20 protein-coding genes and 1 pseudogene are annotated in these 24,249 nt (G+C 43.1%); 12 read left to right on the top strand and 9 right to left on the bottom strand.

Annotation, left to right across the window (positions count from 1 at the left end):
* Window positions 1-6 precede the first annotated feature (6 nt).
* Window positions 7-222 (bottom strand): hypothetical protein, encoded by a 216-nt coding sequence (locus ACT7WV_RS13250; protein WP_445103341.1) that lies wholly within the window; start codon window positions 220-222, stop codon window positions 7-9.
* Window positions 223-1,338: 1,116 nt separating this feature from the next.
* On the opposite strand from ACT7WV_RS13250, the gene ACT7WV_RS13245 reads away from it, so the two are divergent.
* Window positions 1,339-2,703, top strand: a complete 1,365-nt coding sequence (locus ACT7WV_RS13245) for a DUF3370 domain-containing protein (protein WP_445105641.1) — start codon at window positions 1,339-1,341, stop codon at window positions 2,701-2,703.
* A gap of 564 nt (window positions 2,704-3,267) precedes the next feature.
* The gene (locus tag ACT7WV_RS13240; protein ID WP_445103340.1) at window positions 3,268-3,633 is read left to right on the top strand and encodes a hypothetical protein; all 366 of its coding nucleotides are present in this window, start codon (window positions 3,268-3,270) and stop codon (window positions 3,631-3,633) included.
* Between the two features lie 431 nt (window positions 3,634-4,064).
* Here the strand turns inward: ACT7WV_RS13240 and ACT7WV_RS13235 are convergent, their stop codons facing one another.
* Window positions 4,065-5,294 carry an RNA-guided endonuclease InsQ/TnpB family protein gene (locus ACT7WV_RS13235; protein WP_445101398.1) on the bottom strand — a complete coding sequence of 410 codons (1,230 nt, stop codon included), beginning with the start codon at window positions 5,292-5,294 and terminating at the stop codon, window positions 4,065-4,067.
* Window positions 5,295-5,602: 308 nt separating this feature from the next.
* On the opposite strand from ACT7WV_RS13235, the gene ACT7WV_RS13230 reads away from it, so the two are divergent.
* Entirely contained in the window at window positions 5,603-6,121 is a 519-nt protein-coding gene (locus ACT7WV_RS13230; protein WP_445103339.1) for a Ycf51 family protein, read from the top strand.
* A 127-nt stretch (window positions 6,122-6,248) separates the two neighbouring features.
* A complete protein-coding gene (locus tag ACT7WV_RS13225) occupies window positions 6,249-7,409 on the top strand; it encodes an iron-containing alcohol dehydrogenase family protein (RefSeq protein ID WP_445103338.1) in 1,161 nt (386 codons plus the stop codon).
* Between the two features lie 103 nt (window positions 7,410-7,512).
* Here the strand turns inward: ACT7WV_RS13225 and ACT7WV_RS13220 are convergent, their stop codons facing one another.
* Window positions 7,513-8,742, bottom strand: coding sequence for an RNA-guided endonuclease InsQ/TnpB family protein (locus ACT7WV_RS13220; RefSeq protein ID WP_445101398.1), 1,230 nt, complete (start codon window positions 8,740-8,742; stop codon window positions 7,513-7,515).
* Window positions 8,743-8,831: 89 nt separating this feature from the next.
* Here ACT7WV_RS13220 and ACT7WV_RS13215 point away from each other — a divergent pair, with 89 nt between their 5' ends.
* From ACT7WV_RS13215 to ACT7WV_RS13190, 6 genes and pseudogenes are all read left to right on the top strand, one after another.
* Window positions 8,832-9,173, top strand: a complete 342-nt coding sequence (locus tag ACT7WV_RS13215) for a hypothetical protein (RefSeq protein ID WP_445103337.1) — start codon at window positions 8,832-8,834, stop codon at window positions 9,171-9,173.
* 570 nt (window positions 9,174-9,743) lie between these two features.
* On the top strand, window positions 9,744-11,216 hold the full coding sequence (locus tag ACT7WV_RS13210; RefSeq protein WP_445103336.1) for an MBOAT family O-acyltransferase: 1,473 nt from the start codon (window positions 9,744-9,746) through the stop codon (window positions 11,214-11,216).
* Window positions 11,217-11,227: 11 nt separating this feature from the next.
* On the top strand, window positions 11,228-12,385 hold the full coding sequence (locus ACT7WV_RS13205) for a hypothetical protein (RefSeq protein ID WP_445103335.1): 1,158 nt from the start codon (window positions 11,228-11,230) through the stop codon (window positions 12,383-12,385).
* A 905-nt stretch (window positions 12,386-13,290) separates the two neighbouring features.
* A complete protein-coding gene (locus tag ACT7WV_RS13200) occupies window positions 13,291-13,590 on the top strand; it encodes a ferredoxin (protein WP_445103334.1) in 300 nt (99 codons plus the stop codon).
* 335 nt (window positions 13,591-13,925) lie between these two features.
* Window positions 13,926-14,159, top strand: a complete 234-nt coding sequence (locus tag ACT7WV_RS13195; protein ID WP_445103333.1) for a hypothetical protein — start codon at window positions 13,926-13,928, stop codon at window positions 14,157-14,159.
* A 643-nt stretch (window positions 14,160-14,802) separates the two neighbouring features.
* Window positions 14,803-16,128: pseudogene (locus tag ACT7WV_RS13190) on the top strand (IS701 family transposase).
* 21 nt (window positions 16,129-16,149) lie between these two features.
* Here ACT7WV_RS13190 and ACT7WV_RS13185 read toward each other — a convergent pair.
* The 3 genes from ACT7WV_RS13185 to ACT7WV_RS13175 form a co-directional block, all read right to left on the bottom strand.
* Complete coding sequence (locus tag ACT7WV_RS13185; RefSeq protein ID WP_445103332.1) at window positions 16,150-16,851, bottom strand: class I SAM-dependent methyltransferase; 702 nt, start codon at window positions 16,849-16,851, stop codon at window positions 16,150-16,152.
* A gap of 718 nt (window positions 16,852-17,569) precedes the next feature.
* Window positions 17,570-19,294 carry a diflavin flavoprotein gene (locus ACT7WV_RS13180; RefSeq protein ID WP_445103331.1) on the bottom strand — a complete coding sequence of 575 codons (1,725 nt, stop codon included), beginning with the start codon at window positions 19,292-19,294 and terminating at the stop codon, window positions 17,570-17,572.
* 15 nt (window positions 19,295-19,309) lie between these two features.
* On the bottom strand, window positions 19,310-19,672 hold the full coding sequence (locus ACT7WV_RS13175; RefSeq protein WP_445103330.1) for a hypothetical protein: 363 nt from the start codon (window positions 19,670-19,672) through the stop codon (window positions 19,310-19,312).
* Between the two features lie 179 nt (window positions 19,673-19,851).
* On the opposite strand from ACT7WV_RS13175, the gene ACT7WV_RS13170 reads away from it, so the two are divergent.
* Complete coding sequence (locus ACT7WV_RS13170; RefSeq protein ID WP_445103329.1) at window positions 19,852-20,202, top strand: hypothetical protein; 351 nt, start codon at window positions 19,852-19,854, stop codon at window positions 20,200-20,202.
* Window positions 20,203-20,310: 108 nt separating this feature from the next.
* On the opposite strand, the gene ACT7WV_RS13165 is transcribed toward ACT7WV_RS13170, so the two are convergent.
* From ACT7WV_RS13165 to ACT7WV_RS13155, 3 genes are all read right to left on the bottom strand, one after another.
* A complete protein-coding gene (locus tag ACT7WV_RS13165; RefSeq protein WP_445103328.1) occupies window positions 20,311-22,029 on the bottom strand; it encodes a diflavin flavoprotein in 1,719 nt (572 codons plus the stop codon).
* Between the two features lie 187 nt (window positions 22,030-22,216).
* On the bottom strand, window positions 22,217-23,032 hold the full coding sequence (locus ACT7WV_RS13160; RefSeq protein ID WP_445103327.1) for an alpha/beta fold hydrolase: 816 nt from the start codon (window positions 23,030-23,032) through the stop codon (window positions 22,217-22,219).
* A gap of 121 nt (window positions 23,033-23,153) precedes the next feature.
* The gene (locus ACT7WV_RS13155) at window positions 23,154-23,609 is read right to left on the bottom strand and encodes an NUDIX hydrolase (protein ID WP_445103326.1); all 456 of its coding nucleotides are present in this window, start codon (window positions 23,607-23,609) and stop codon (window positions 23,154-23,156) included.
* A gap of 347 nt (window positions 23,610-23,956) precedes the next feature.
* Between ACT7WV_RS13155 and ACT7WV_RS13150 the strand changes: the two genes are divergently transcribed.
* Window positions 23,957-24,184, top strand: a complete 228-nt coding sequence (locus ACT7WV_RS13150; protein ID WP_445103325.1) for a hypothetical protein — start codon at window positions 23,957-23,959, stop codon at window positions 24,182-24,184.
* The last annotated feature ends 65 nt before the right edge of the window (window positions 24,185-24,249 follow it).

Genomic DNA, 24,249 nt, shown 5'->3' with positions numbered 1-24,249 from the left:
TTTTGGTTACTCAAAATGAAGTGTATAGTAGATAGTTTCTTGCCAACTTTCTAGGTAACTAGTAATTTCTGCTGATAAAGTTTTTTGAGCGCCACTAAAAATGCTAATTATCCAGTAGATGTTTGGTAAATGACCAGTGGAAAGTTGGTAAACAGTAAACAGACGATAAAAACTTAGAGAAAGATTTAACTTGTAAGGCAGCAGAAAACTGAGAAAGTCCATGAGGAAGCGAGCTAACTATTCGGCAGAGAAAGTGAGGAAAAAAAGTTCATTTGCTGTAAAAATCAGCTACCTACGACAGCTAATCGCTGTGGTGGCTAAAATTGACTAGTTAAAGTCACAAACTACAAAATGTGAATTAACAGAACTGGGAGCAAGAATAGATTAGCTTGGCTCCCTTCCAGTTCTGAACACTCTCTTGAGCATCAATTCTGGGTTCTAGGATAAGGAAAAAGCTTCAGTTTCTGCACCTCTGGGCAGAACTTCCTTACCCTTATTATCCCTAGGGTGAGGGACGAGTATCATCAATACTCTTTAATTACAGGTTAATTATAGAGGTTTTTGTGTTGTTTGATCTCATTTAGGTAAAAAAAATCAACAATGTGTACAAATCAACCGAAATAGGGCAAAAAATCCTCACCCTGCCTGCTACATCAGAGCTTATCAGGGTGGGAAAAGGGCAAAGACGATAAGAAAAATGGGCGTTGCTCAATCATCGGGTGATCAGGCTCAGGAAGGCAAGGGAGAAAAGAAACATTCTAAAATCCTCAATCATGCCGCAATTCAGTAACGCCAAAAAACGTAATTTAACTTACAAAAACTCTTCCCCTGTGCAAGGAGCAAAACCTCTCCTGAGTAATCTTTACCCCCAGCTCATGTTTCTCAAGTTTAAGCAACTGCTCTAATTACTGAGAGTAAGATTGGATACAGGTAAGTAACTCATGACAAGATCAACAGATTAGTAATTACTAATCTGTTGATAAATTTCGTTTATTTCCTAGAAATTATCCATGCCGCGTCAACTATTCTCGGAATGTAACCTCGCAGCATGAACAGAATATTTCCCTAAAAGTCAGTGCCAAAACCAACTGGCAAAAATATCCTAAGTAGTGGCAGTAAGTCGTGGCAGCACCATGGAAATTAGGATGCGAATTAAATCGGCTATTAGTTCTTTCCTCTCAATTAATTAATCAACAGACAACTTAATATCCCTTATCCCGATTCCTTTCCAACTCCTAGCAGCTAATTGGGACAGGAAAATTACTGCCCATGCTCTTGATTAGCTTTGGGGTGTAGTCTGTTAATTTAATTAGATTGAACTTCCATTTAACTTCTATGATGTCGTTGTTTTTGCCAATTTTGTCCCTAGCTCAAACAACCCCGGTGCCATCATCAGCACCGCCTCTCCAAGAAATTGTGATTCCTCAGGAAGTCCGCGCTTTACCAGGTCAACTGGATAATATTCCAGTCTTTAACAGTAACAGTCCTGAACTTGTTTTGAAAGAGGGCATTTTACTCTCGACTTTTCCCTCTCCCCTTCAAGATACTTCAGGAGTTCACCTAAATTTCCCTTTTAAAGGACGCTTTGATATCTTTGCCCATCACGTTGCTAAGGCACCTACACCAGAAGATTTGCGGACTCTCTACTTGGGTATTATCTTGCACAATCCTGAGCAGGAGCCAGTAACAGTAGATATTCTACAAGCGGCAAGTTACCTAAGTCAGCCAGACGCACCGTTTATAGAGTTGCCGTCCCAGGTGGATAATAGTTTTGGCAAGGTTTATGCGGGCCCGGGTAGTCGTGTGAGCAGTGATATTTTACGAGGATATCGGCAAGAAATTTTTCCTCCCCAGTTGATAATCCCACCCCAGCAAAGTAGAATGTTGCTGAATTTACCGATTCCTGTTCGGTCTTGGGAACCACCGCTTAATGGTCGCTCAACATTAATGCGGTTGCATAGTGATGGTACTGTATACGCGGCAACGCTAGCTAAGTATGCGCCTCTCGATGCACAAGGGAAAGAAAGATCACCAACCTTGGAAGAATGGCAACAGCTACTAGATCAAAGTGAGTTAGCTCAACCACGCGATCGCACTCCCACTCCCCCTGAAGTTACCACAGGTCAAACTATTTATGGTCGGGTTGCTGGTGTTTCCCAGGGTTCCCAATGGCAAGCTTGGTTAACTGATAGCCCCAGCACTCAAAGTCTAAGTATTCCTCAGGCGGGACAAGCCTTTTCCTACGGACTGAGTACTCTTCCTGGTGGGACTTTAGGCACTGGTCAAATTCAAAGTGCGCCAATGCTGGTGCGCTATCCAGACACTGCCTACTTAGCTCATGGTAACTATGGGCTGCAGTATAGTCTTACTTTACCTTTGGTTAATCCCACTAATGACCATCAAACAGTAACTTTGGCTCTCCAAACGCCCCTCAAACAAGAGCAACTTCACGGCGGGTTAAACTTTTTGTCGCCACCCGCAGACTCTATCTTTTTTCGTGGTTCTGTCGCAATTCGCTACAAAGATGATGCCAATTTACCCCAGACTCGTTATCTACATTTGGTACAAAGGCGTGGTCAAGTAGGGGAAGCTTTGATAACACTGAAGATGCCCCCACTTGACCAACGTCTGGTTAAAGTAGATTTGATCTATCCTCCAGATGCCACACCACCACAGGTTTTGACTATCAGAACCCAAAAGTAATTCACTTCGGGACTCAAGGCTTCTAAGGGTTAGCTTTTTTTGTATTTTTGAAAGGAAATAGAATGAGTCGCACAGAGAACCTAGAAAATCGAGAAAATACATACTTATCAATTATTTTGATCTAGTTACTCCAAAAAATTGTGATAGATTTAGCTCTGGTCACCATGCTCTTGATCTGAATTATTTACACTGAGGAAATGCCTGCTCATCACTTTTCTGGGTTTGAAATCTAGACCCGAAATAGGTTTACTGTTTGGTTTACCGAAAAAAAACGTCATTCTCCACGATCAGTAAATCATCAGATAGTCAATTAGTGAGGGGTAATACCCATCACCCCAAGTGGTTAGCGGATATGCGACACTCTTGCAACTCCCTACTATTCAAAATTCCCACTTTTTGGAAGTAGTCAAAACTATTATTAAAGAACTGGGCTGTAGCTAACAGTATTATTAAAGAATTGGGCTGTAGGAAACGACTTAGCTACTCTAAGCCGTGCTCCTGCAGAACCTAATCCAGGTGAAAGGGTTAGAAGTTTTACAGGGCATCAATTCAGGAGGGCTGGCTATGAATAACTCAGACTGGGAAGAAGATCTAGGAGCACAAAACCTACGTTTAGCACTAATCAGAATCATCAAGAAAGTGGGGACTATTCAAGCCCAACTGGGAAGCCATGGTCACGCATTGAGCCAACTACAGGCCGAAAAATTAGCCTCAAGCTCACATAAGACTGAAATGCTAACTGAGCCGCAAAAATTGCAGATTCCGATTGGATGGTTAGTTGCTGGGATGATAGGAGCTAGCTTGGCGGGGGGTTTGCTAAGTTGGATACTGATTCGAGTCGCACCACCGAGTGAGTTAGGTCGCATCAATGGGCGCGTCAACAATATGGAAATCAGGATGCAGAGATTAGAGAGAAAACTTAACCAATAGACAAGCGCAGCTACCTTTCCCAAAATTGGTTAAGAGAATCTCTGTTGTCTGCTCTTGCCACGAAGAACTTCAATGCTTCTCTTTGACTTCTCCTGCGCTTGAAAGACCGAGGATTCGTCGCAAAGAGAAAATGGTTAATTGAAAATCTCGCTGCGCGTGGCAATAGTTAACTTACTACTATATACCAGAATCTGGGCTATAGTCTCAATTTTCTATTCTTTCGCTTCCCTCAAGGCATACCCTCTCCTCAAAGGAGACAGACGCTAAGCGCGAACCAAGCAAGTGAAGGGATAAGGTTTCAGGGGGCTGGCGGTCATTACTGCTCTCCCTCAAAGAATAGAGGCTTCAAGAGCCGCGAAGAGATTTAGTTATAACTGGATAGCTAATTAGTTGACATCCTCCTCGACCTTTAGGTACGAGGATTCCAAAGATCACTCTTTGGGTTTCCTCTTTCCACGACTCGGCTTACATTGAGGAGTTTCCCCACCAATGCAGAGGTCGATGTCTCCAGAGGCGTTTAACCCTTCGACAAAGCTCAGGGCTGGCGTTCCCGTGTGCCCCACGGTACGTAGTGCTAGTTCCAAAATGTTCCGGGATGCATTCCAGTCTCGGTCTAAAACAAACCCACAATGGTGACAGCGATGTGTTCTTTGACTCAAAGACTTTTTGACGACTTTCCGACAGTTAGAGCAATTTTGGCTGGTGTAGTAAGGTGGCACAGCCACCGTAGCTACACCAAACACCTTGCCGAAATATTCCAACCAGTTACGGAAAGTCGACCAAGCAGCATCCGATATCGACTTAGAGAGCTTTCTATTCTTGACCATATTTCGTACCATCAAGTCTTCATAAGCAACCAAGTCGTTAGACTGGACTACGCATCTTGCCAACTTCACGGCAAAATCTTGACGCTGCCTACTTACCTTGAGGTGTTTTCTGCTCAAACGGTTTCGAGCTTTGGCTCTATTTTTCGAGCCTTTTTGGGTGCGAGAAAGCTTCTTACTCAATCGCTTAAGAGCTTTCTCGGACTTCCTCAGATGTCTGGGATTCTCAACAGTCTGTCCATCGGAATCGGTATAAAAGTGAGTCAAGCCAACATCTAACCCAATGGTCTTACCAGTCGGTTCTCGTTTCTCAACCCGCTCAACATCAAGACAAAACTGAACGTAGTACCCATCAGCACGACGAACAACTCGAACCCGCTTGATTTGACTCAACTGATAGAAATGCAAGTCACGGGTTCCCCACAGCTTGAAGCTTCCAGCTTTGAAACCATCGGTGAAGGTGATGGTTCTTCTATCTTCCGACAGCTTCCATCCCGTTGTTTTGTACTCAACAGAACCGTGAGTTTGGTGCTTTTTGAAGCGTGGAAAACCCTTTTTTCCTGGCTTGCCTTTTTGGCAATTGTTGTAGAAGCGGGTGATAGCAGACCAAGCTCTTTGAGCGGAGGCTTGTCTAGCTTGAGAGTTGAGCTGAAAAGCGAAGGGAAACTCTTTGGCGAGAACAGCGCAATAAGCACTCAACTCGTATTTCCCAATTCCCTTGTTGTCCATCCAGTATCTGAGGCAACTGTTACCAACAAACCTAGCAGTACGAATGGCTTGATTAAGCCGCTCATACTGCCCGTTTGTTCCCTGAAGTTTTGCTTCAAATACCCACATGATTACGCTGACTTACTTAGGGTAAGTATAGCGCAGTTAAACAAAGCCGCGCTAAAAGCACGGGGCTTTAGACCCATTATTTTGGTAAGCTAATCTTCATTCAATTATTCTTGCGTATTGACGTTCAGCTTTCTTTGTCTCCCTCGAGCAACTCGCAGACGGCAACCTCAAAAACGTATCAGTTTAGTCAACAGCCGTGGACTTGTTGCGAAGTTTCTTGGTAGGAACGCTGATAGTATGGAAAAAAGTTAACGATACTCAATACGTAACTAATGGCGTCTCAAAAGTAGCCATCAGTTATTAAAAATATGCCAACAACAGCTGACTTTCTCACCTATACTCAGTGGGCAGGCATTCTAACCATAGTCTGCGCCGTTCTTGCCATACTAGGTTTTATCCTCAAATGGGGCATCCGCTTTCGTTTGGTAGGGATCACTGGCTTTATGGTAGTCCTTAGCAGTGGTTTATTTGCCCTATCTCTTGTGCCTTTCGCTCATACCGTGATCCCAGGCGCAGCTCGCTTTTCTGTGGTTTACGACAACGGCGGCAATCAAACAGTGATCACGGTACCACTGCAAATTAAAGAATCAGAACTGGAGGCGACTCTCCGTCAAGCCGCTGGCGACTTGTATTCCTATGGACGCCTGGGTGGATCAGACAACAAGCTGACAATTAGAGCCCGCACCGTCATTCACCCAAAACCTGGCATCTCTAAGCCGCTTTTCTTAGGTCAGATCAAGCGATCGCTAGGTAGTCGCGAGGATGAGCAAATGGCAATTGACATCTATTCAGAACGCTTTGCTGAACTTCCCAAAAACTCAGCCTAGTTCGAGATAATAGAGGACATGTCAAGGCTGCTTAGCAACAATAGCTACAGCACCCTCGCTACAATTTATTCAATATTTGATTTGTTGACACCAGAGGTGCGCCTCGTTTGACTTTTTTGCTACTGGCATGATCAATCAAGCATCTAGTTCACTGATTTCTCTAACGGTGGCACCGACAAAGGTGTTACGTGGTTTCCAAGCACTGGAACTCTCAAAAGAGGCGATCGCTTCCTTGGGTAAGCGTCCCTTTGTGGTAGGGGGCGATCGCACTTTAGCTACTCTGGCAGCAAAACTACCAAAAATTCTGGGACGGCAAAAGTCAAGCTACGCTCAGGCATCCTATAGTCCTGATTGTAGTGAGGCTTCCTTAGCATCTCTACGAGAAGCCGCCGCTTCACATCAAGCTGACTTGATTATTGGCATTGGTGGCGGTAAAGCTCTAGATACAGCCAAACTACTGGCGCACCAGTGTCAACTACCGATAGTTACAGTACCCACCTCGGCTGCTACCTGTGCGGCATGGACGGCTTTATCTAACATCTATTCTGAGCAAGGTGCTTTTCTGTACGATGTTGCTCTAGATCGCTGCCCAGATTTGCTAATACTAGATTACAGTCTGCTTCAGGCGGCACCACCTCGTTTACTAGTAGCTGGTATTGGTGATGCTCTAGCCAAGTGGTATGAGGCTTCTGTCAGTAGTAGCAGTTCAACCACGACTCTGATTATTGGTGCTGTACAGCAGGCTAGAGTCTTGCGAGATATTCTCTTTCAAAAGTCAGCTGATGCCCTGAAAGAACCAGGAAGTGACGTTTGGCAGGAAGTAGTTGATGCCACGGTTTTGCTGGCTGGCGTGATTGGAGGTTTGGGTGGTGCTCAGTGTCGTACTGTCGCTGCTCATGCGGTTCACAACGGCTTGACGCATCTGATGGCCGCTCACGAGGCTTTACACGGAGAAAAAGTAGCCTACGGTATTCTCGTCCAGCTGCGCCTTGAAGAAATGCTTCAGGGCAATCAACTGGCAGCCTCAGCAAGGCAACAGTTACTACAGTTTTACAGCGAAATTGGTCTACCCCAAACTTTAGATGCACTAGGTTTAGGAAGCATTACCCTGGCAGAATTAAGGCAAGCAGCTGAAGTTGCCTGCAACCCGTCTTCCGATATTCATCGTTTACCCTTCAATGTGGTGCCGGAGCAGCTAATGGCGGCGATGATTTCTACCACAACGCCAGTCGAGAAAAGCCGCAATCAACTGGAGTTGACGATGGCAATTTCCGAGGAACAACAGTAGAGGTATCTCCCTGGACGCTCTTATTTTAAAAGCTATGATGGGGCGTATTAAATACTGAGTAATTGACATCCTCCTCGACCTTTAGGTACGAGGATTCCAAAGATCACTCTTTGGGTTTCCTCTTTCCACGACTCGGCTTACATTGAGGAGTTTCCCCACCAATGCAGAGGTCGATGTCTCCAGAGGCGTTTAACCCTTCGACAAAGCTCAGGGCTGGCGTTCCCGTGTGCCCCACGGTACGTAGTGCTAGTTCCAAAATGTTCCGGGATGCATTCCAGTCTCGGTCTAAAACAAACCCACAATGGTGACAGCGATGTGTTCTTTGACTCAAAGACTTTTTGACGACTTTCCGACAGTTAGAGCAATTTTGGCTGGTGTAGTAAGGTGGCACAGCCACCGTAGCTACACCAAACACCTTGCCGAAATATTCCAACCAGTTACGGAAAGTCGACCAAGCAGCATCCGATATCGACTTAGAGAGCTTTCTATTCTTGACCATATTTCGTACCATCAAGTCTTCATAAGCAACCAAGTCGTTAGACTGGACTACGCATCTTGCCAACTTCACGGCAAAATCTTGACGCTGCCTACTTACCTTGAGGTGTTTTCTGCTCAAACGGTTTCGAGCTTTGGCTCTATTTTTCGAGCCTTTTTGGGTGCGAGAAAGCTTCTTACTCAATCGCTTAAGAGCTTTCTCGGACTTCCTCAGATGTCTGGGATTCTCAACAGTCTGTCCATCGGAATCGGTATAAAAGTGAGTCAAGCCAACATCTAACCCAATGGTCTTACCAGTCGGTTCTCGTTTCTCAACCCGCTCAACATCAAGACAAAACTGAACGTAGTACCCATCAGCACGACGAACAACTCGAACCCGCTTGATTTGACTCAACTGATAGAAATGCAAGTCACGGGTTCCCCACAGCTTGAAGCTTCCAGCTTTGAAACCATCGGTGAAGGTGATGGTTCTTCTATCTTCCGACAGCTTCCATCCCGTTGTTTTGTACTCAACAGAACCGTGAGTTTGGTGCTTTTTGAAGCGTGGAAAACCCTTTTTTCCTGGCTTGCCTTTTTGGCAATTGTTGTAGAAGCGGGTGATAGCAGACCAAGCTCTTTGAGCGGAGGCTTGTCTAGCTTGAGAGTTGAGCTGAAAAGCGAAGGGAAACTCTTTGGCGAGAACAGCGCAATAAGCACTCAACTCGTATTTCCCAATTCCCTTGTTGTCCATCCAGTATCTGAGGCAACTGTTACCAACAAACCTAGCAGTACGAATGGCTTGATTAAGCCGCTCATACTGCCCGTTTGTTCCCTGAAGTTTTGCTTCAAATACCCACATGATTACGCTGACTTACTTAGGGTAAGTATAGCGCAGTTAAACAAAGCCGCGCTAAAAGCACGGGGCTTTAGACCCATTATTTTGGTAAAATGCGGCTATTACTAAAGCTGGTGGGTTTATTTCTAGTTGTTCTAGGAATTTACTTCTTAGGACAAAACATTTTCTTTACTACGCAAATCTCTCCCTATTGGTGGCGCGACGTTTCGGCTGCTGGTTCTGTGATCGCTATTTTAGGCGGTCTTACTTCACTCCTATTTTTCCGGCGTGCAACTGGTGATTTTGGCTGGATTTTAGTAATGCTAGGCATTCTACTAGTCTTTGTTACCGGTAGAGTAATTTTGAGACCAACTAGTTTGTGGTACTTCTTTTTATCTTTCGCTTCGCTAATCGCTGGCTTTAGACTAATTAGAACTGGGCGGCTTGATTTTTGAAAATGACCAGAAACGACAAAAATTGACAAGGGAAAGAGCTTTCAAAAACCTTGTTTCTGGTTTAACTATTTACCCTCAACAGGATTATCAAAAGATGTATCAACCAGTAAAGCTGGGTGATACTTTTCTTAATTTTAAGCATGTCACCTCAGTATCTAGCTGAGGTGAATTGGTTTTCCCTGAGCCTCTTTCAGATTAGCTGTCGGACTTCCCTAACTACTTGAATTAGCGCTCTTCAGCAGCAGACGACCCCAAGCAGTGGCTATCCAAAAGTTCTTAAGTTTATAAATCCTTCATATTACCCGTGCTATAACAATAGCATCATGAAGTTTAAGTAAAGATATGCCCCAACTGTGGTATGGTAACAAAATTTACCTATCGTTATAAGTAAGTGTTTAGTGACTTTTTCAACAGAATCTAGCGTACAAGCGTAATTTGTCTACGTAAAAAATTGGATAAAACAAAGGAGGCATTTTTACTGGTAGCCAATAATTTTCTTTCATTGCTCTAGCACAGCAGTCAACTAAGTTTGATAATTTTTTTGTTGCACTCTACCAAAATTAACTAGCCGTGCTGTTTAACTCGTACGAATTCATCTTTGTCTTCTTCCCCATTACATTAATCGGATTTTTTGGTTTAGCAAAGTTACACTTAAAAACGGCAGCTAAAGTCTGGCTAACCATAGCATCCCTGGCATTTTACGGTTATTGGAGCGTTGCTTATCTACCATTACTATTAATCTCTGTCGTCGGTAACTATTACTTCGGTAGGTACATAGACCGCGCTCAGACAAAAACTCAGAAAGCCAAAATACTACTTTGGTTGGGCATCGGTTTTAACTTGGCAATCTTAGGTTACTACAAATACGCTAACTTTTTCGTTGGCTCCCTCAGCGACTTATTAGAAACTAGCTGGGTGATACCTAAAGTCATCTTACCGCTAGGAATTTCTTTCTACAGCTTTACTCAAATTGCCTACTTGGTAGACGCCTACAAAGGTGATATTAGAGAACGCAATTATGATTTCTTGAGCTATTGTTTGTTCGTCGTGTTCTTTCCGCAGCTAATAGCTGGCCCGATTCTACGCCATGATGAGCTGATACCAGAATTTAATAAGCCTAAGAATTTCCTTTTTTCTAATAAAAATATCTCATTAGGCCTGATTTTTTTTGTTATCGGTCTAGCTAAGAAAGTTCTAATTGCTGATAGCCTCTCCCCCTGGGTAGCAGCAGTCTTTGATCATGCTGGTGTTGTTACCTTCCTGGAAGCATGGGTAGGCGCTTTAAGCTATACTTTCCAGTTGTATTTTGATTTTTCTGGCTACTGCGATATGGCGGTCGGTTTAGGTTTAATGATGAATATTCCTTTGCCGATCAACTTTGACTCTCCCTACAAAGCAACTTCTATTGTTGAGTTCTGGCGTCGCTGGCACATTACACTGTCAAATTTCCTGCGGGATTACTTGTATATCCCTTTGGGAGGTAGCCGTCGTGGTCAAGTCCGCCGCTACATCAACTTACTAATAACTATGCTACTAGGTGGTCTATGGCATGGTGCTGGTTGGACTTATATTATTTGGGGTGGAATGCACGGTTGTTATTTAGCGATTAATCACGGCTGGCGTAGCTTGGGTCGTAAGATGTCATTACCCATAGCATGGGCGATTACGTTTGCTGCGGTACTAGCCAGTTGGGTAATTTTCCGAGCAAACACTCTTCATGACGGCGTTGTAATTCTCCAAGCAATGATAGGAATGAAAGGAATTGTTTTCCCCAGTGAATATCAAGTAGCTTTGCCCTGGTTGAGCAATATAGGTGTGCAGTTTGAACCCCTCAAAGAACTGGCTTATTTACCAGAAAATTTAAAGCTCACGATTACCGTACTCTGCGGTCTGTTATTCGGTGTTATCTTTTTACCTAATACGCAGCAAATAGCTAAGCAATTTAAGCCAACTTGGTGGTGGTCATTACTCCTAGGGAGTTTGGCAATCGTTTGTTTAGTTTCGCTTAACCGTATTTCCGAGTTTCTGTATTTCCAGTTTTAGGAAAAACTGCGATGAAATCCTCTAAAAACATCTACCATCGATTCAATTTAACTTTCTTAGCAGTCACTTTACCTGGTTTATTAGGTTTCGGGACGTTCAATATCTTAGTGGATGGCTCTGGTATTTTTAATAGTCCTAAGATTGCTAATTTCAATGAATTAAAACCAGCAATATACAGTCACGTCAGGCTGTTTAAGGCAGTTGGTGTGAGCCGCAAGAAACCCAAAAATATTATTTTGGGTTCATCCCGCAGTGATATTGGTCTTGATCCGGACCATCCTAGCTTGGCAAGTGATTCTGCTTACAATCTTGCCTTGGTAGGACCGAATATGTATGAAGTTAGACGTTACTTTGAACATGCTCTGGCAAATCAGCCGGAATTAAAAACAGTTGTCCTGGGTATTGACTTTTTCATGTTCAACGAGAACTGGCACAATAGCCCAGATTTTGATGAAGCGAGATTAGGAAGAAAAAGCCCAAAAATCCAAGATTTAATCAACGCGAGTTTATCTCTTGATGCTTTAGATTTGAGTAAACAAACCGTAGGAGCCAGTGTTGAATCTGACGCTTACTATCTTTATAAATCTAATGGTCTGCGCTATGTTTACGGCAATAAACCGGATGAGCCATTAAAAGTTAAATTTGAGAAAATGCTCACAGAATTTTTGCGAGGGGAGCGCGCTTACCCAAACTATAAATCTTCTCAAAGTTTTTTAAATGACTTTCGGTTGCTGGTTGAAACTTGCAAAGAAAAAAATATAGACCTCAAAGTGTTTATTTCGCCGATACACGTAACTCAACTAGAAGCTATCAATACCGCTGGAGTTTGGTCAGAGTTTGAAGATTGGAAGCGTCAAGTGGTGGAAATTACACCCGTGTGGGATTTTTCTGGATACAACAGTATCACTACAGAACCCATCAGTAATCAGATGAAAAACTACTGGGATAGCTCACATTACCGTAAAGAGGTAGGCGATTTGATCTTAAATCGTCTGTTTGAAGTAAATGAAAAAGTTGTGCCAGAGGATTTCGGCACCCTCCTCACTACCCACAACATCGAGTCAGAACTAGAAAAAAGGAGTGCTGACCGTGTAGCTTGGGAAAAAAATGATCCCGATTTATTAAAGTTTGTACAAAATTTGCAACGTCAGGCTAGCAGTCAAAATTAACATCTTTGAGTCCAAGATGTTGCTACTTAGGCAATTCCTGAGTCAAAACGATTCTCCACTAGCTTCGTTTTATGCCAATCTTGCGTACTTTTGGTCTGTTGTGACCGCACACGCAGAACTCACCTAGAGAAAGCGGCAATGTTCCTGATAGTCTATTGGGCGCGAACTAGTGGACTATCTTTTGCCTGTAACTTCCGACTACCGAAGCGTAGTTTTGGATGTAGTTTCGGATACAGCTTTAGGGTAACCTGATTGGGATTAAAAAACCTTATCAAAAGTTAGGGTAACCTGATTGGGATTAAAAAACCTTATCAAAAGTTAGGGTAACCTGATTGGGATTAAAAAACCTTATCAAAAGTTAGGGTAACCTGATTGGGATTAAAAAACCTTATCAAAAGTTAGGGTAACCTGATTGGGATTAAAAACCTGATTATTTCAAGTATGCTCCTCATCAGATAAAGAAACGCTGTATAAAAAAACCTGCACTGGTCAATCTTCCCCATATCGCTGTCTCTTAAGCCAGAGATACCTAAGAAGAAATCATTAATTTCAACTATAAAGATAATTAATACTAATGAGTGCGACAACAAGACGGCGCATCGAAGGGGTATAAAATCCGAATAACTACTGCGAGAGCTAGATTTGAGAGCAGGCATGCTCAAAAACTCTAACTCGACCAGTCCGCTAGACGATATATAAGAATAACTAATTTAATCTTCAATTAAGAATTTCATTCTTAATCTTGCTTAACCCACCTATTGTTTTCCCTTAGTATCAGAAGTGAAGCGGACACGACATAGTTGTAAACCTCACTAATAGTGAGACTAATAGAAAGGATCACTTTATGAGGTACGCTTCAAGATAGTTTTTACCGCAGTTTCCCATCACAACAGAGGAATCACTACATGGCTACTTTCAAAGTAACGCTGATTAACGAAACCGAAGGGTTGAACCAGACAATCGAAGTTCCTGACGATGAGTACATTCTCGACGCAGCAGAAGAACAAGGTCTTGACCTACCCTACTCCTGTCGCGCCGGTGCTTGTTCCACCTGTGCTGGCAAAATCACCACGGGAACCATTGACCAAAGCGACCAGTCTTTCCTAGACGATGATCAGATTGAGGCTGGATTTGTTCTGACCTGCGTTGCTTACCCTACATCTGATTGCACCATCATGACCCACCAGGAAGAAGAACTTTACTAAAAGCCTCGGAAGTACAGCTTTGGTGCGATAGTACCCCTCTTGTTTACATAAGAAGGGAAAAAGCGCCAAAAAAATACCAAACCGGTAGCAAAATATCGAGAATAAAGCAGAAACAGGTCATCGAGGTTTCTGCTTTATTTTTTGGCTGACCCGACGAGATGGGATTCTCTCTGGCTAGGCGTTAGGAGAAGATTGATAAATTACCCGTTAACTTTGGGTCTTGCTGCCTGAGATTTCTCCTTAATCCTTTCCTGGAAGGGTAGGACGGCATCATTGTATTGTTTTTTGTGTTTTTTGTAGTCGAGTTTGATGACACTCCACAACTACTGTAGTTGTTGCCAGGTCGAGCATTTTTGCAGTTGACAGGCAACGGCATTTTGCCATTGTTTGAGCTGGCGGTAGCTGATCAATTGTTCTCCTCAATCTCGGCGGTGGGAGTTACTGACCAAAACGGAAACAATTGGGAAGCCGGCAGATTTGAACCTAGGCTCACGATTAGTCAAATGCAAGCTTTATGCCGCATTTTGCAATGTTGTTTAGACGAATTACCGAGCTTCAGTGATGGCTAGTTTGAGTTTCTCAATTTCACTCTAGAAAAGTTAACGGAGTGATCAGCAAAATGAATCTAGGATAAAAACTACGAGAACGACTGCAAAGTTTAGGTTTAACTCGCTTGCCGGTTGCCCAAGCTTGCGGCGTTGTTGAGTCTACGATGAATTAACTGGGAGGCGGATAGACATAAACATAAGCTACCCAGAACAGACTAAAGCGTTATGTGACCTTCTGAAGTTTACCCTAGAGGATTTGGCAGAGTGGGCAACCAAATAGTATGTAGTATGAGCAACCATGATTGAAGGAAGCTCTCGAAAATGTAAGCGATCGCGTATATTTTCCCTCACCGTAACCTCAAAAAAAAAGCCCCCAGTTAAGGAGGCTTTGCTTTCAATTTAAATTATTAAACTATAGCCTTTCCTCGTCTCGTAAGGTACGTCCTGGGGTCTTACTCTACCTCACATGAGAAAGAACTGCTATATTAACCAAACAAGGCTAAATCTCTGACAGATAAAACTCCAGCTAATGCTGCTAAATCAATAAAATTAAGCGCTATTCCTGCTTAATCAAGGTTTTTGCGCCTCTATCCCTCTTCTGTCACTCTCCGAGAATTAAAATATAATTATCAGTAGTGACAATCTCTACAAGGTAGGCAGAGCAATGGATGTAGAGTTACAGATTATCAAACATTTAGCCAGGGATGCACAGCCAACAGTATCGGTTATTGATGAATATTGTCAGTGCTACAAAGATTTATTTCCCGAGGTAAGAAGCTATGAATGTTTCAAATACTTGCACTTAGGAATAATTGCACCAATCAGAAAGAAAAGCTTACCAGAGATAGCGAAAGTTGTCGGGATAAATTCAGCTCAATCGTTACATCACTTTATAGCCGAATCACCTTGGTCAGCAAGGGAAATAAAAAAGCGAAGACTCACAAAAACCTGAGAAGCCTTAAAGGGCAAGTCAATTACAGTAGTAATAGATGAAACAGGAGACAGAAAAAAAGGTAAGAAAACAGATTACGTAGCGAGACAGTATCTAGGCAGCATAGGAAAAATAGACCAAGGGATGGTTTCAGTAAATGCCTATGGTGTTTATCAAAATATTACATTGCCTCTAATCTGTAAAGTTTTTAAACCCCAATCAAGATTAAAAGGAGAAGATAAATATCAAACAAAAATAGAAATAGCCTCATCAATCATAGAAGAATTAATTGATAGTGGCTTTTGTATAGAATTAGTATTAGCCGATAGTCTCTATGGAGAAAGCAGCTCATTTCTCAGAACATTAGACAAATATAAATTAGCCTGGGTTGTAGCGATTAGAAGCAATCATGGAGTATGGATGTCAGCCCAGCAGAGGGTTAGAGCGAATAAATGGCATAAATTTGAAAGGACGTTTAGTAATCAAACATCTCAAACGAGATATCTCAGAGAAATCGTTTTTGGCAAGAAAAATACTCGAAGTTACTGGGAGATAACTATAGACCCAGAAACGATGCCAGAGAATTCTACTTCTTTCGTAATGACCAATCTCCCAGGCAAAGTCAAAAAAACTTTAGGCAATCTTTATGGACTGAGAACTTGGGTAGAATACGGATTTCGACAATGTAAACAAGAATTGGGCTGGACGGATTATCGCTTTACCAATTTTTCGGATATTGAGAAATGGTGGGAAATCATTTTTTGTGTTTATTTGATGATTAGTTTAAACTCTCCGGCTTTTTTGTCCTTAAATCAACCTGAAGTAGCTGAGTGCGAGAAGAGAAATACTACTACTGATTTCTCTTTTCATCAACAATGGAATCATGAAAGTGGATGGAAAAATATTTTGAACAATCTGCGTTTAATTATCCAACCCACAATGCTCTTGTGGTTAATTGCTCCCTGGTTGGAGATTTTTCCTCATCGGGATTTATTACTTGGGTTTCACGATTTAATTGATGCCATGAATCAATTTCAACATTATTTTTATCAGGGATAATCCGGCTTGTTTGTTACTTGGTTATTTCGGAGAGTGACAGAAGAGGGCTATATATAATGATTCCCATCTTCTTTCTTCTTTATTTTTCAGTAGTCTTTTATCAGTACCTTCTGCAAAATCTACCTGTCTTATATTGATAAATTCGAGTTGCTTTAGGGTATTGATAAGTAGCTCACTATCCCATACTGATATATGTCCCCAGTTCTGGGTAAGTGATCTTACCGGTTCAGCACCAGTTGACCATCTATTAATAACAGTTTCATGAGACTCTGTACCCCTGTAATAACTTATATATTTACTGAGATCGGGTACACTAATGCGCAACCAAGCTTTTGGTTTTAAAGTTCTTCTTATTTCTTTGAGTAGATTAAAAGTATCAAGGGGATACAAATGTTCCAGAGCATGTTCTGTAAACACACCATCCCAATAATCATTTTCACATTTGAGGGGATGTCTCAAGTCCAACATCCATTTATGTTTCGGACAATCCCAAAACTTGAGTGTAAAAAAATCAGCATTTACCCAGCCATCGAACAAGTTACCTCCGCAGCCTAGATTTAAAAGCTTGGTATTTGGATTAATCAGTGGTGGAAATTTGCTTAAAAAGATACGCCCCAAACTACTTTTAGTTTCAAATTTGATGTGTTGTTTCAAAGTAAATTGGTAATCTGTGGAGTAGATAGAGTAGCTTGGTGCTTTTAAACTGGTTTGAGGATAATTCATTTGACTAATCAATCCCAGTCTTCTCTTGACACTTCATCCAATCTTGATGAATTGAATGTATTAATCTACAAATAAACACACTAAATATTCGGATATTTTCTTATTTCCAAAATTTGAATAATCTTGAAATTTAAATGTTGACTATGACCACCATTAAAACGAAACTTGGTCAACCGGCGTGAGATGTAAATAATGTGTGCGTTGCTACCAATTCACAGGACAAGGTATTAGACGCACTCTCTTTACTTCATCTTTAGCCAATGCTCACGAATTCTTTACAGTCACTAACCGGAAAACCCTTGAGGAACTTGTAAAACTACACATACCAAAACCGCCCTTTTTTGGGGCGGCTGTTGTAGATTTAGGAGCTGTAAAAATCTCAAAAGTGGCTCAATTGTCGGTAAAAAGTCAAACTTTGCCAAATTTGAGCAGTTCTTAGAGATTTTCAAGCAGATGAAATTATGGAAACGAGTGACCAAGCAATCCGCTGGTGGACAATTGCCGCTCTCGAAATTGTACTCCTAGCAGTAGCACCGCTCTTAATCCGCATCTTCTCGCAGCTACCATAGAGCAATTTTAGAAAAGGGAAAATATCGCTTCGCGGGCAAATAGTTAATTGAAAAGGGAAAATTGAGCTTTTACACCAGTATTTGGCTAGTAGCATCCATTTCGCATTTTCTATTTTCCATGGGTACGCGCAGCGACAATTTACCCACGATTAGTAATGAGTTCCCGACTTACGATGATGTACCGCAGTTACACCGTCGGATAGAACCTTACCTGTTTTCACGACTCCGTAAACCAGCCAGTGATCACCGCATTCCATGCGATTTTCCACTGTGCATTCCAGATAAGCTAGGGAATCAGCAAGAATCGGACAACCATTTTCTGCTTCTTGCGTTGCCACCTCAGCAAATCGGTCTTCACCAGGAGCAAAGGGTTTGAGAAAATGCTTCATCAAGCCCAAATGCTTTCCTTCTTCCAAAATATTTAAGACAAATTTGTCTCCTGTATACATTAAAGATTCAATTGCCCGGTCTTTAGCAACCGCTATTGTTAAACCTGGAGGCGTAAATGTTGCTTGAGAAACCCAGTCAGCCAACATTGCCCCCGTAAGTTCCCCTTGTTTGGCGGTCACAATACACAAAGAACCAATCAATCGTCCCACCGCTTGTTCAGTCCGGGCAACTGCGGAATCACTGCTAGACAGCCTAGAGGTTCGGGCTTTTTTGGCTTTCTTGAGTGCTTGAGCAAAATCGGTGCCGGCTTCCTCACAATATTTAAGGGTGACTTCTGTCGGCTTGAACTTCACCCGAATTGGCTCAAAGCCAAACTTATAACCTGCATCCTGAAACTTACTCTCAATTAGATCAATTGCTTCACCACTCCAACCGTAAGAACCAAAGACACCTGCCAGTTTGGTTTTCGTAGCAGTAGAGAGTACAATACCCAGGGCAGTCTGAATTTGGGTCGGGGCATGACCGCCAAGAGTTGGGGAACCCATGATAAAGCCGTCGGCTTTTTCTACTACTGCCCGAATCTCTTCCGATTCAGCCGCTTCGCAGTTAATTGATTCTACTCCCACACCAGCTTTAGTAATACCCCGCGCGATCGCACTGGCAATGGTGCCAGTATTGCCGTAGGCTGAAGCGTAGAGTAGGGCAACTGTCATCTCCTGAGCTTTTTGCTGCTCAATCCACTGCCGATAAGCTTGAGTTAGTGGCTGGAGAGAGTAGCGGACTAGGGGCCCGTGACCGGTAGCGTAAAGTCTTGCCTGAAAAGCATCTAATTTTTCTAAAGCTTTTGCCACCTGCCGTGCATGAGGTGCCATCAAGCAATCGAAGTAATATCGTCGGTCTTCTGCTACTGTTGACCAACCTTCGTCTAGTACCTGATCACCGCAAACATGAGCACTAAAAAACTTATCTGTAAACAGAATTTCTGTGTGGGGATCGTAGGTACAAAGGGCATCGGGCCAACGAGGACTGGGAGTCAGGGCAAATTCCAGGCGATGACCTTGACCTAAATCTAGGGTTTCATCACCTCGTACGACGGTAATTTTTAACTCCTGATCTGGTATGATTTCCCGCAAGGCGATCGCCGCTGGATTTGAGCAAATAAAAGTAATCTGAGGTGCTAGGTCTAGCAGGGCTTTGAGAGTAACACCCCGATTCGGATTAACGTGACCGAGAATTACATAGTCAATGCGCTTGGGGTCAAGACGTTGTTGCAGAGCCGCTAAAAAAGTTTCTGTAAAGGATTCACCTGGTGGATCAAATAGGGCTATTTTGTCGGCTCTGATCAGATAGGAATTAGCAGTAGTACCTCGTTGCAGGGCATACTCAATTTCAAACTTGAGCCGCTCCCAAGTGCGCGATCGCATGATCGTTGTATCTGCACCAGTAGGGAAAACTTGAACGTCTTTTTGCTTAGTTTCTCGCATGAGATTAATAGTTAATTAAGTACTTTTTCTTCTTGCCAAAAGTGGCACCAGACCAACAGCAATTAAATAAAACGCATTATCATAGCGACAGATAAAAAGTACTGATCCGGTTACAAAAACTACCGAAGAAAATACAATTCCATAGATTAATCGAGTTTTTTCTAGGACGCGTTGGTGGTTTTCTTCTTTGAGATACTCATTCTGGCGCAGTACCTCGACGCGAACTTTTGCCCAATCCAGACCTTCTTGCGGTGAAGCCGACTTTCCTAATAATTCTTCAACTAATTGAACATTTCTCGTGTGATTTGAAGTGTTTTTTGCTGGAAGTTTCGGTGCAGACACTGGGGTTATCGCAAGTTCTTCTGAGTTTTCTAACATTTTTCAACCTTTCTCTTTGAGCTGATACCTTATTTAGTTAATTTAGATATCAGATGCCAGTTTAATGGTCTTACAAAAATTATTACTTCCTCACTTGGTCGAAATATACACTAATTTGTACACTAATTTGATGAGTAATTAACAATATGCCCTTGCGAGGTTTTTTAAGAGTCTTTCTAGTGTTCTCGATTTCTCTTGTTATTTTCTTAGTGTTTTCCTATTTGACAATTTTTCCTGTGCTTCCGGCCGCCGCACAAAACAACTGGATTCGGCAGGTAGTGGTGCGGATTGTCAATGAGGGTACACAGCCGGTTGTTTTGATGGGAAGAGAGGTTCAATACGACGACAGATCAGAATGGGTGGAAGATTTATGGATCGTTAACCCAGAAAGTGGACAAGTTGAACAGGTGCCTCCCCAAGCTTCCCAGCAAACAACGAGGGATTTAAATGTCTGTCTTAATCCGCCTCGTGGCAAAAGCCCAGAACAGTTAAATTGCCATTATCTGTTTATCGGTCCTCCGAGATTTTAATGACTGACCCAAGGGCAAGGGGTGGGCATTGCCCACCCTAATAATTAGCAGCTTATAGTTATCTTGCTAGGTAGTTTCTCAACTTTGCTCTAATGTTTGGATCAGTTCTTAATAGTGATTCCCCACCTTCCTGTGATGCACAGCTGTCAGAGAATCCACTTTAGAAACCCGCCCTGCATCAACAGTGGAGTAAACAATCCAGTGATCACTACACTCCATGCGGCTGACAACTTTGCACTCTATATAAGCTAGGGCGTCAGTAAGGACGGGAGAACCGTTTTCCGCTGATTGAGTTGTCACACCAGCAAAGCGGTCAGCACCGGGCTTGAAGCGTTTGAGGAAGTGCTTCATTAATTTTTGATAATTCCCTTCCTCCAAGACATTTAAGGCAAAGTGGTCGCCTACTTGCATTAATGATTCAATTGCCCGATCTTTAGCCACAGCGATGGTCAAACCGAGGGGTTGGAAGCTAGCTTGACTCACCCAAGAGGCCAACATGGCGCTTTTCACATCACCCCTCTGGGCGGTAATGATATAAAGACCCCCACTGACACGTCCCAAGGCTTTATCGAGGTCAGAATCTAGGGACTTCATGTTCTTAATGCTGCGATCGCGCATCAGCCATTGCCCCATGTCTGTACCCGCTTCTTCACAAAGCTGGTAGGTAGCCTCTGAGGGTATTTCCTTAATCCTGATAGCAGAAAATGCTTCTTTGAGGTCTAAGGTTTTGAACTGATTCCTTAGCGGGTCTATGGGTTCATCATCTTCCCCGTAGGACTCAAACAGCCCAACTGCCTGCTTAGATTTCGCCGCAGCCAGTACTGTACTCACAGCAGCCGTGGCGGTTTTATTGGAGGCGGGAGGCAGACCAATGACAATCCCCGCAGCACGACCAACCATTTCTTGTACTTCTTGGGGGTCAGCAGATTTGAGATCCATCATCTCAACGCCGACGCCAGTTTTGGTAATCCCTCTCGCCAGGGCTTGGGAGAGGCGATCGCTATAGCCGTAATCCGAGACATAGAAGACGATAACCGATTTTTCCGCTTTTTCCTGGGCTTTACTCCAACGACGGTAGCGGTCAACTAGTTCTTCAACATTATGGCGTAACAGGGGCCCATGACCAGTGGCAATCGTCTTCACGTCTCCCAGCTTTTCCATCCGCTTCAGGGCAGAGAGTACGGAGCGGGCATTAGGAGCCATCAGGCATTCGTAGTAGAATCTGTAGTCTGCCTCAATTGCGCCCAAATTTTCATCGTAGGTTGGTTCAGTGCAGTAGTGCATACCAAAGGCATCACAGGTGAACATGACCTGGGTTCCGGCGTCGTAGGTAAAAATTGTGTCCGGCCAGTGCAGATTCGGTGCATTGACGAATTCCAGCACATGTCCCTTCCCTAAATCCAGTTGATCACCATTTTTGACAATTTGCCGCTTAAAGGGCTGGTGTACTAAATCTTCGAGAAACTGGATTGCGACTTTTGCCCCTACCACAGTCACTTGAGGCGCTAGCTGTAGAACGTCTCTGACTAGGCCACTGTGGTCTGGTTCAGTGTGGCTGATAATTAGATAATCTATTTCTGTGGGGTCGATTAGTCCTTGGAGCGTATCTAAATATAGCTTGCGAAACTTTTCATGAGAGGTGTCAACTAGTGCTATTTGCTCACCTCGAATTAGAAAAGAGTTGTAGGTGGTGCCATTTTGTAATCCAAATTCGATATCAAAACGGTCACGATCCCAGTCCAAGGAGCGAATCGCGGTTGTGTCCGGCGCAATCTCAGCAGTCTGCATTGATAAGCGCTTTTGGACTCGGTCAGTGAGCGTTACCATTGACTTACTCCTTAACCAACTAATGTTATAGCTTTCATTTTTTCTTTATTTTTACACGATTACCTGATGAAACTTATCAAAAAACTTGATTGTCCTGAGTAAAACTACCTATAACTCTACAGGGTGAATAGTAACGGCGTTGCCTAGTTTGGAGATAATTCGGTATACCCCCCCCATCTCCCTTGTCTCAATTATCGGGATTAATAAAATTATCAATCTGCCTAGCTACCAAACCCGGTAAAGCTTCAGGCAAATCATTGCCCCCATGGTCAATCATCCGTAGCTGAGAACCGGAGATTTTGCTGGCATAGATTTGAGAACAAGCGATCGCGTTGGGGCTATCTCTACGACCCTGTAAAATCAGAGTGGGAACTTTGAGTAATTCAAGTTTTTCTTGCAATAATTCTTCTTGAACTTCTGGCTGGCGTCGTTGAAACAAGAGTTGGCAAGCCGCAGGTGAGGAGAGGAATTGTTGACGTTGTTGTAGGGCTTTGTCAATAGACTTGTGGCGTCCGAAAAGTTTTGCCAAAGGACGAATTACTCGCAGAAACCCTGGTGCGAAGGAAGAACGCTGGGCTAACCACCTTGTCCACCAAGCATTTTCCTGCTTCCCTGGTACTTGAACCCCTTGTGGGGCTAATAACACTAGACCACGAACTTGTTCACTATTGTTTAGAGCGTAGCTAGCAGCAACCCAACCACCCAGAGAGTGACCAATCAAATAGACTGGCCAAAGGCGTAGCGCTTCTAGGTATTCGCCCAAGCACTCAACTTCTAACTGTATTGAGTAGTGGAGATTGGGAGCAGGTGAGTCACCAAACCCTAGTAAATCTGGGGCAAAGCAATGATAATCCTGATTTAAAAACTCAATCACCGGTAGCCACTGACTGCTATCGTTCCAGGAACCGTGCAGGAAGATTAGAATCGGTCCCTGACCGACTTCACGCCAGAAAACTTGCCCTGATGATAGCTTAATTCGAGAATTCCTTAAGGGTAAGTCCATCGAAGTTGGTAGTGTTTACCTGTTTTAATAAAAAACGCTCAACTATCTTAGGCTGTGGAAATAGCAAAACTAAAAAATCTGGGTCAATCAGTATTTTAGGAAAATCAGATGCCGTTGCTGCTTAAGCAACGGTGGTTTTGCCCTCAAAGTAATCCTGTAGCTGCTGTTCATGGTCGTGACTCAAGTTCTGCCTTGGCAGAGTTGACCTCTCAAAGGCTTGAACTTCACTAATTTCTAACGGATCCTCTAGCTGTATTGTCCCTTGAACATCGGCTTCTACTAGGATACAAATAGAATGAATTCTGGGGTCGCGATCAGGTGCAGAGTAAACACCAACCAAGCGACGAATTTTGACTAATTCTAGCCCCGTCTCTTCTGCTAATTCCCGCCGTGCTGTGGTTGGAATATCCTGACCCCAGTTGACTATGCCTCCTGGTAGTCCCCATTTACCATCATCGCAACGCCTAACTAGCACAATTCGCCCATCGGGCAAGATTGGGACAATGCTAGTGCCGGTAACAGGATGGCGAAATATAATCCCCAATACCGTTTGTATAAAGAGCCAGGTTCTACGCATCAAGCAAAAGGCTATAAAAGCTTGTAAACGGGTTACTTACCGATTGTTATCATAGACTTTATGGACACCAGTGGATAACGTCACTCAATTTTCAACAAAAGGTTGAGACGTAATTTAACTAAGAGCTAATTCAGTCAGCCAAGGGAAGGATCAGGAATTTCTACTCTCAATTAATTAGTAATTGTGATTTAGCCTACAGTCCTAGTGCTAAAGGGTTTCCTGAGTATCTGACCCACCTGTTTTGAGTTAACTCCTTCTCTGGCTTAACACTGGTAAGATAGACAAGCCAAGCTAAATCTTTTACAAAAGACTAGTAAGGCACCATTTTTTGTTATCAAGAGGTCAACATGGCAAAGCGCCGCAATCTCAAGAAAGAAAAGGCGCAACGGAACCAAGCCTACGCTAGAAAGTTTCGTAAAACCAAAAATACGTCTCGTTTCTCTAGAAACAGGCAGTATAGCAAACCTCCTAGGGATGAGGAACAAGGCGAAGAGGACAACAATCAAGGAGGCAATCAAGGAGGCAATCAAGGAGGCGGACGCCCAGGAGGCAACCGCGAAAATTCTGGATTTTAGTCAAGATTGCCGGATTTGTTCTCAGGCAGTGTACTGTTGATGCCAAATTTTTGAGGCATAGTGTT

The organism is Symploca atlantica LB2515 (genome assembly GCF_052546295.1).
The sequence above is the reverse complement of the archived record's forward strand: the minus strand, read 5'-3'. Positions and strand labels throughout refer to the sequence as shown.